This window comes from Kitasatospora albolonga (assembly GCF_039535905.1).
In the GTDB taxonomy this organism is placed as follows: Bacteria; Actinomycetota; Actinomycetes; order Streptomycetales; family Streptomycetaceae; genus Kitasatospora; species Kitasatospora albolonga.
This window is the reverse complement of record NZ_BAAAYB010000032.1, coordinates 41704-48660: the sequence shown is the minus strand read 5'-3', so window position 1 is coordinate 48660 and position 6957 is coordinate 41704. Positions and strand designations below refer to the sequence as shown.

The 6957-nt window shown below is 75.7% G+C and carries 6 protein-coding genes and 1 pseudogene; 4 read left to right on the top strand and 3 right to left on the bottom strand.

The genetic code is table 11. The annotated features are described in order from the left end of the window. Together ABD946_RS08140 and ABD946_RS42550 are read left to right on the top strand one after the other, a co-directional pair. A partial coding sequence (locus tag ABD946_RS08140) for an FUSC family protein (RefSeq protein WP_345281492.1) occupies nucleotides 1-930 on the top strand: 930 nt, incomplete at its 5' end. 74 nt (nucleotides 931-1004) lie between these two features. Beyond that, nucleotides 1005-2208 (top strand): annotated as a pseudogene (locus ABD946_RS42550) (MFS transporter). A gap of 7 nt (nucleotides 2209-2215) precedes the next feature. Here ABD946_RS42550 and ABD946_RS08125 read toward each other — a convergent pair. Next, complete coding sequence (locus tag ABD946_RS08125) at nucleotides 2216-2614, bottom strand: SRPBCC domain-containing protein (RefSeq protein ID WP_345281487.1); 399 nt, start codon at nucleotides 2612-2614, stop codon at nucleotides 2216-2218. Between the two features lie 5 nt (nucleotides 2615-2619). Beyond that, a complete protein-coding gene (locus tag ABD946_RS08120) occupies nucleotides 2620-3222 on the bottom strand; it encodes a CGNR zinc finger domain-containing protein (RefSeq protein ID WP_345281485.1) in 603 nt (200 codons plus the stop codon). A gap of 21 nt (nucleotides 3223-3243) precedes the next feature. On the opposite strand from ABD946_RS08120, the gene ABD946_RS08115 reads away from it, so the two are divergent. Together ABD946_RS08115 and ABD946_RS08110 are read left to right on the top strand one after the other, a co-directional pair. Then, nucleotides 3244-3696: a VOC family protein gene (locus ABD946_RS08115; protein WP_345281483.1), complete on the top strand. Its 453-nt coding sequence runs from the start codon at nucleotides 3244-3246 to the stop codon at nucleotides 3694-3696. A gap of 82 nt (nucleotides 3697-3778) precedes the next feature. After that, a complete protein-coding gene (locus ABD946_RS08110) occupies nucleotides 3779-5965 on the top strand; it encodes a tetratricopeptide repeat protein (protein WP_345281481.1) in 2187 nt (728 codons plus the stop codon). Nucleotides 5966-6000: 35 nt separating this feature from the next. Here the strand turns inward: ABD946_RS08110 and ABD946_RS08105 are convergent, their stop codons facing one another. After that, complete coding sequence (locus ABD946_RS08105) at nucleotides 6001-6843, bottom strand: NAD(P)H-binding protein (RefSeq protein WP_345281479.1); 843 nt, start codon at nucleotides 6841-6843, stop codon at nucleotides 6001-6003. Between the last annotated feature and the right edge of the window lie 114 nt (nucleotides 6844-6957).

Below are 6957 nucleotides of genomic sequence, written 5' to 3'. Positions count from 1 at the left end.
GACGAGCCGGTGGCCGCGCCGCCCCGGGTGCGCCCCGAGCGCTGCCGACCGGCCCGGCCGGGCGCGGAGTACGGGCTGCGGGTGGCGGCCTGCGTGGCTGTCTCGACCACGCTCGCGCTGCTGCTCGGGGCCGCCTACTGGTACTGGCTGCCCGTCACCGCCGCGTTCCTGGTGAAGCCGGACATCGGGCCGCTGTTCTCGCGGGTGGTCAGCCGCTGCGCCGGGACGGCCGTCGGGGTGCTGTTCGCCGCCGTGCTGCTGCCGCACGGCGCGGAGGTGGCCGCCGCGACCCTGGGCGGGGCGCTGGTCCCGCTGGCGGCCCGTCACTTCGCCGCCCAGACGGCGGTGGTGACCGTCACCGTGCTCGCCTTCGTCTCGCTCGCCGGGGACACCAGCGCGGCCGGCACCCGGCTGGCGGACACGGTGCTGGCCTGCCTCGCCGTCCTGCTGGTCGGCCACCTGCCCCGGCTCAGCTCCACCCGGACCCGGGTCGTCACCGGTACGCCGTCGCGCTGCGGCACGCCCCAGTGCTACCTGGACCACGTGCTCGCCCCCGAGCGGTCCGTCCGCGCGGAGCGGGATGCCCTGCGCCGCACCGCCTACCGGGCACTGGCCGAGGCGCGGGCCGCCGCCGAGACCGCCGCCGCCGAGCTGCGGGCGGACCGCGACTGGCTGCCGGTCGGTGCCGGGGCGGAGCGGATCGTCGACGCGACCACCGCCTGCGCCGTCCGGCTCGACCACGGCCGCCCGTACCCGCCGGAGCCGGACGCTCGGCGGAGCGTCGCCGAACTGGAGCTCCTGGCAAGGGAGTTGGACGCCGGGAAGGTGACGCCCGGCCCTGCGGAGGGCGCCGTCCCCGCCGACTGCCGCACGCTGGCCGAGATCCACGGCGAGCTCCGCCGGATCCGGACGCTGACCTCGGCTCGGTAAACTGCCCCGAACCCTCGCGCAGGTGGTCAGTGGCGACCGCCCCATGTCACCCCACCCCTGGAGTTGGTCCCGTCATGCCGCTGGCGCTCGTCGCCCCTCGCCCTCACCGCCTTCGCGATCGGCACCACCGAGTTCGCCGCGATGGGCCTGCTCCCGCAGGTCGCCGACGACCTCGGAGTCCCGGTTGCCGCAGGCCGGCTGGCTGATCTCGATGTACGCGATCGGGGTGGTCATCGGGGCCCCGCTGCTCACCGCGCTCTGCGCGAAGCTGCCCCGCAAGGCCGTGCTGATCGGCCTGTCCGCGCTGTTCACGGTCGGGAACCTGCTCTGCGCGCTGGCCCCGAACTTTGCCCTACTGGCCGCCGCCCGGCTGATCACCGGGCTGCCGCACGGCGCCTTCTTCGGGGCCGGTGCGGTGGCCGCCGCCGAGCTGGCGCCGCCGCACCTGCGGGCCCGGGCGGTCTCGGTGATGTTCTCCGGGCTGACCGTGGCCACCATCCTCGGCGTGCCGGCCGCCACCCTGCTGGGCCAGCACCTCGGGTGGCGCTCGGCGATGCTCGTGGTGGTCGGCGCCGGCGCGGTCGGCACGCTCGCCCTGGCCCGGCTGCTGCCCCGAACTGCCCAGCCGCCCCGGTGCCGGCCTGCGCAGTGAGCTGGCCACCTTCCGCAGCGGCCAGCTCTGGCTGGCCCTCGGCACGGGTGGTGACCGGCTGCGCCGGGCTGTTCGCCTGTTACACCTACATCACCCCGGTGCTCACCGAGGTGGCCGGCTTCTCCGGACAGGGCGTCACGGTGGTGCTCGCCCTGTTCGGCGTCGGGATGACGCTCGGGAACCTGATCGGCGGCTACGCGGCGGACCGCGCGCTGCGGCCCTCGATCAGCGCCGCCTTCCTGCTGATGGCGCTGGCGCTGGCCCTGTTCGCGGTGACCGCGGGCACCCCGTGGGCGGCGGCGCTCACCGTGGTGCTGATCGGCCTGTTCGGCTTCGCCACCGTGCCGACGGTGCAGACCCTGGTGATGCAGAAGGCACGGACCGCGCCGACCCTGGCCTCGGCCACCGTGCAGGGCGCCTTCAACCTCGCCAACGCGCAGGGCGCCTACCTCGGCAGCCTGGCCCTGTCGGCCGGGCTCGGCTGGACCTCGCCCACCCTGGTCGGCTCCGGGCTGGCCCTCACCGGCTGCCTGGTGGCCACCGCGGCCTGGGCGCTCGACCGCCCCTCCCGGCGGTCCGCCCCCGTCGAGCCCGCAGCGAGCCCGGCCGTGGAGCCGGTCGGCTGACCCTCCGTCAGGGCGCCCGGTCGAGCGCGGCGGCGACCAGGTCCATGACCGCCTTCCAGTGCGCCCGCTGCCGCTCGCGCTCCGCCGCGTCGGCCATCCGGTCCTGGTGGAAGCGGAGCACCGTCCGGGAGCCGTCGCCCGTCGGGACCATGGCGACCTGGACGGTGCCGGAGCCGTGGGTGACGCGGATGCGTTCGCGCGGCCGGTAGCCGCGGACCTCGCCCGTGACGCCCTGGCCGGTCCGGTAGGGAGCACCCCGTTCGGGGGTGAGCTCGGTGCCGGGGCCGAGCCAGAGGGCCAGGCCCTCCGCGCTGCTGACGAATTCCCAGACCAGGGCGACGGGGTGCGGCAGGGTCCGGGAGACGCCGATCTGCCAACCCGCGTCCTTGGTGAGTCCGATGGGCACGGCGGTCATCCTTCCTCGGAGTGGCGGGCCCGCAGGGCGCGGACCTTGTGGCGGTTGCCGCAGTGCTCCATGGAGCACCAGCGGCGGTTCCCGGGGCGGGAGGTGTCGACGTACACCAGCTGGCAGTCGCCGGCCGAGCAGGTGCGGACCCGGTGGGCGAAGGGGCCGGTCAGCAGGTCGACCGCGTCGCGGGCGAGGGTGGCGACCAGCTGGGCGCCGGTGGCCCCGGGTGCCCACCCCCGGCCGCCGTCGGCCGTCACGGCCGGTGCCAGCGCGGGCCGGGCGGCGGCGGCGTTGAGGACGGCCAGCTCGTCGGCCGGGAGCGGTGCGCCGTCGAGGTGGGCGCGCACCAGCCCGAACAGCGCGTCGCGCAGCGCCCGGAGCTCGGCCACGTCCCGCTCGGCGACCTCCAACTCGGGTGTGGGGTCCAGGCGTGAGCGCCCGGCGAAGTCGGCCACGTCGGCCGGAGCGTGCAGCACCTCGAAGACGCGGTAGGGGCCGGGGCCTCCGGTGGTCATCAGCTCAAGGCAGAGCGCCCCGGGGTCGAAACGGTAGGTGGAGCCGCTGCGCGAGCGCAGCGTCAGGCCTCTGGTTGCGGACGGATCCATGTAACCAATATAACTGGTTACATGGCTTTGAACTGGAAACTCGTCATCGACTGCGCAGACCCCTCGGCCCTGGCGGACTTCTGGGCCGCCGCCCTGGAGTACGAGGTGGAGGACCCGAGCCCGCTGATCGACCAGCTGCTCGCCGCAGACCACCTGCCCGAGGCGGCCGTCACCGAGCACCGCGGCCGCAAGGTCTTCCGCGGCTACGGCGCCGTCCGCCACCCCGAGGACCCCTACGACCCGGCGAGCGGGGTCGGCAAGGGCCGCCGCCTGCTCTTCCAGCAGGTCCCCGAGCCCAAGACCGTCAAGAACCGCCTGCACATCGACCTGCACGCCGGGCCGGAGGGCCTGGCCGGGCTGGTCGCGCGGTTGGAGGGGCTCGGCGCGGTCAAGGTCCAGGAGGTGGACAAGGGCCCGGCCGGGCACTGGTGGGTGATGCGCGATCCCGAGGGCAACGAGTTCTGCGCGGCCTGACCGGCGGACCGGTGCGCCCACAACCCTTTCGCCTGACGGAACGTCTACAGTGTTGGCGGTCAGGGCGGCTTGAGGGGTGGGCGTGGCGGAGCGACCGGAGTCCGACGAGGTGGCACAGCGGGCGGCGGCCGGGGTGAACCGGGTGGACGGCGGCCGGGTGGACGGTCACCTCATCCAGGCCCAGGTGATCGAGCACCTGACGGTCAGCGGCCCGCAGCGGCCGGTGCCCGGCCAACTCCCGCTCACCAAGGGCAGGTTCTTCGACCGTCAGGCCGAACAGGCCGGTTGCACCGCGGAGCTCGGCCGCCCCCGCACCGGGCGCCCGGCGGTGCTGGTGCTCAGCGGCGTCGGCGGCGTGGGAAAGAGCGAGCTCGGGGCCCACTGGGGCCACCGGATGCGCGAGCGCTTCCCCGACGGCCAGCTCTACGCCGACCTCGGCCGGCTGCGCCAGGACGGCGCGGTGGACTTCGCCGCTGTGCTCGGCGGCTGGCTGGAGTCGCTCGGCGTGGACGCCGGCTGGCTGCCGCCCACCCTGGCGGAGCGTCAGGCGCTGTTCCGCTCCCGGACCACCGGCAGCCGGGTGCTGGTGCTGCTGGACGACGTCCAGGACGAGGCCGAACTCGCCCTGCTGCTCCCGGCCGGGGAGCAGAGCGCGGCCGTGGTCACCAGTCAGGCCCGGCTGCCGGAGGCCGAGCAGAACGGCGCCCTCGCCGTCCCGCTCGGCATGCTCCCGCCGGGAGACGCCCGCCGCATGCTGGCCGAGCTGATCGGCCCCGAGCGGGCGGCCGCCGAAGAGGCGGCGGTGGCCGAACTCGCCGAGCTGTGCGGCGGGTTGCCGATCGCGCTGCGGGCGGCCGGCGGGCAGCTGCGCCGGATGCGGCGGGCCCGGGTGGCCGACCTGGTCGACCGGCTGAGAGCGGCCGAGGCGGCGGCGCGGACCGACGGTGGGGCGGGTACGGGTGGCGGGGTGATCGGAGGCACGGGCGTGGAGGCACTCTGGGACGCGAGCTACCAGGCCCTGCCCGAGGACGCCGCCCTGCTCTACCGCTCGCTCGCCGACCACCCGGGCGGCGGGTTCGCCTCCGGGGCGGCCGCGGCCGCCGCCGACCTGGACGCCTGGGCCGCCGAGGCCGGGCTCGCCGAGCTGGTGGACGCCGGGCTGCTCGAGGAGGACGCCGCCACCGGGCGGTTCGGCTACCACCGCCTGCTGCGCGAGCACGCCGCCCGCCGGGCCCGGGCCGCCGACCCGAGCGGCATCGGCCGCTCGGCGATCTGGCAGCGCACCGTCCACTGGTACGCCCGCCAGGCCGAACGCGCCGACCGGGCGATCGGCGAACGGCTGCGCTACCTCGCACCGCTGCCCCAAGGCCCCGGGCCCGACGTGGAGTTCGCCGACGACACGGCCGCCCTCCGGTGGTTCCGCGCCCAGCGGCACAACCTGCTGGCCTGCCTCCACACGGCCGCGGCCCTGGGCGACGACCCGATGGTCTGCCGGCTGGCCGAACCGCTCTGGAAGCTGGTCGAGGACCAGCGGCCGTACGACTACTGGATCGAGGCCTACACCCTCGCCGTCGCCTCCGCCGAACGCGAGGAGGAGCTGCTGCTCCTGGCCCGCTACCGGGCCCAACTCGCCCGGGCCCACTGGGAGCTGCGCGACTTCGACGCCGCCCACGCCCAGTTGCGCCCCGCCCTGGCCGCCACCCGGCTGGCCGGGGACCGGCGGGCCACCGCGATGGTGCTGGAGTTCTCCGGCAAGGCCTGGTTGGCCCAGGGGCGGCTGAACGAGGCCCAGGCCGCCTTCGAGGAGTCGCTCCAGATCAACGAGAACCTCCGTCAGGTCCGCGGCACCCGGCTCCAACTCCACCACCTCGGGCAGGTGTTGGACCGGCGCGGGCAGTGGGACGCGGCTGCGGAGGTGCTGCTGCGCGCGTACCGGCTCGGGGACGGCACCGACCGCCGCACCACCGCCCGGATCGCCACCAGCCTCGGCGGGGTGCAGCTGCGGCTGGGGCGGCTCCAGCAGGCCACCGAACTGCTGGAGCAGGCCCTGCACGTCTTCACCGAACGGGACACCCCGGTCGACCGGGCGCCCGTGCTGGAACTGCTCGCCGAGACCGCACTGGCGGCCGGGGACCGGGCGGCCGCCCACCGGCACCTGGACGCCGCCTGGCGGATCCACCAGGCCACGGGCAGCCCCCGGGCCGCCGAACTCGGTGCCAAGGTCGAGGAGTTGGAGGCTTCCTCGGAGCCGGAGTGCTCCGAGGGCTGAACCCCTGACCCCGCCAGGCGCGCCGAGCCACGGGTTCAGCGGAAGGCGGCGGCGTGGCGCCCGGCCCAGTCGGCGAAGGAGTGCGGGGCGCGGCCGAGCACCGTCTCCACGTCGGGGCTCAACCGCACCTCCTCGACGTTCGGCTCGCCGAGGATGTCGAGGGTGCCCTCCGCCACCACCTCCGGGAGGAAGCGGGTGAGGTGCCCGCGGGCCTCGTCCCGGCTCAGCTCCACGAACCGGACCGGCTCGCCGACCGCCGCGGCCAGCGCCTCGGCCTGCTCGCGGGGCGAAACCCGCGCGGGGCCGGTCAGTTGGTAGGTCCGTCCGGCGTGGGCGCCCGCCCGGTCGCGGAGCGCCGCGGCCGCCACGGCGGCGATGTCCGCCGGGTCCACCAGCGGCAGGCCCACCTCGCCGAAGGGCGCCGCCACCGTCCGGTGGGCCTTCACCGACTCCAGCCAGAGGTAGGCGTTGGAGGCGAATCCGCCGGGGCGCAGAACGGTCCACTCCAGGCCCGAACCGCGCAACGCCGCCTCGAAGGCCCGCAGGCCGTCGTGCGAAGCCAGCCCGGGACGGGTACCCGCCGCCTGCGAGGACTGGAGCACCACCCGCCGCACCCCCGCCGCCTTCGCCACCCCGAGCACCGCCTCCGGATCGAGCTCCGCGCCCGATCCCGCGATCAGCAGGTACAGCGCCTCCGCCCCCGCCAACACCGGCTCCAGGGAAGCCGGTTCGGCCAGATCGGCCACCCGGTGCAGCACCCCCACCGGGAGCCCCTCCGCCGCGTTCCGGGACACCGCCGTCACCCGCTCCCCGGCCTCGGCCAGGACCTGCACCAGCGGTCGGCCGACGTTCCCGGTGGCTCCGGTCACCACGATCATCTTCTGCTCCACTCTCGTCACTGCCCGGCGCTTCCGGGGGCGATGAGCTCAGCCTTCCGGTCAAAGTGGCCACCTTCTGGCCAGTTTGACGAGCCGCCGGAAAACCGGTCGGAG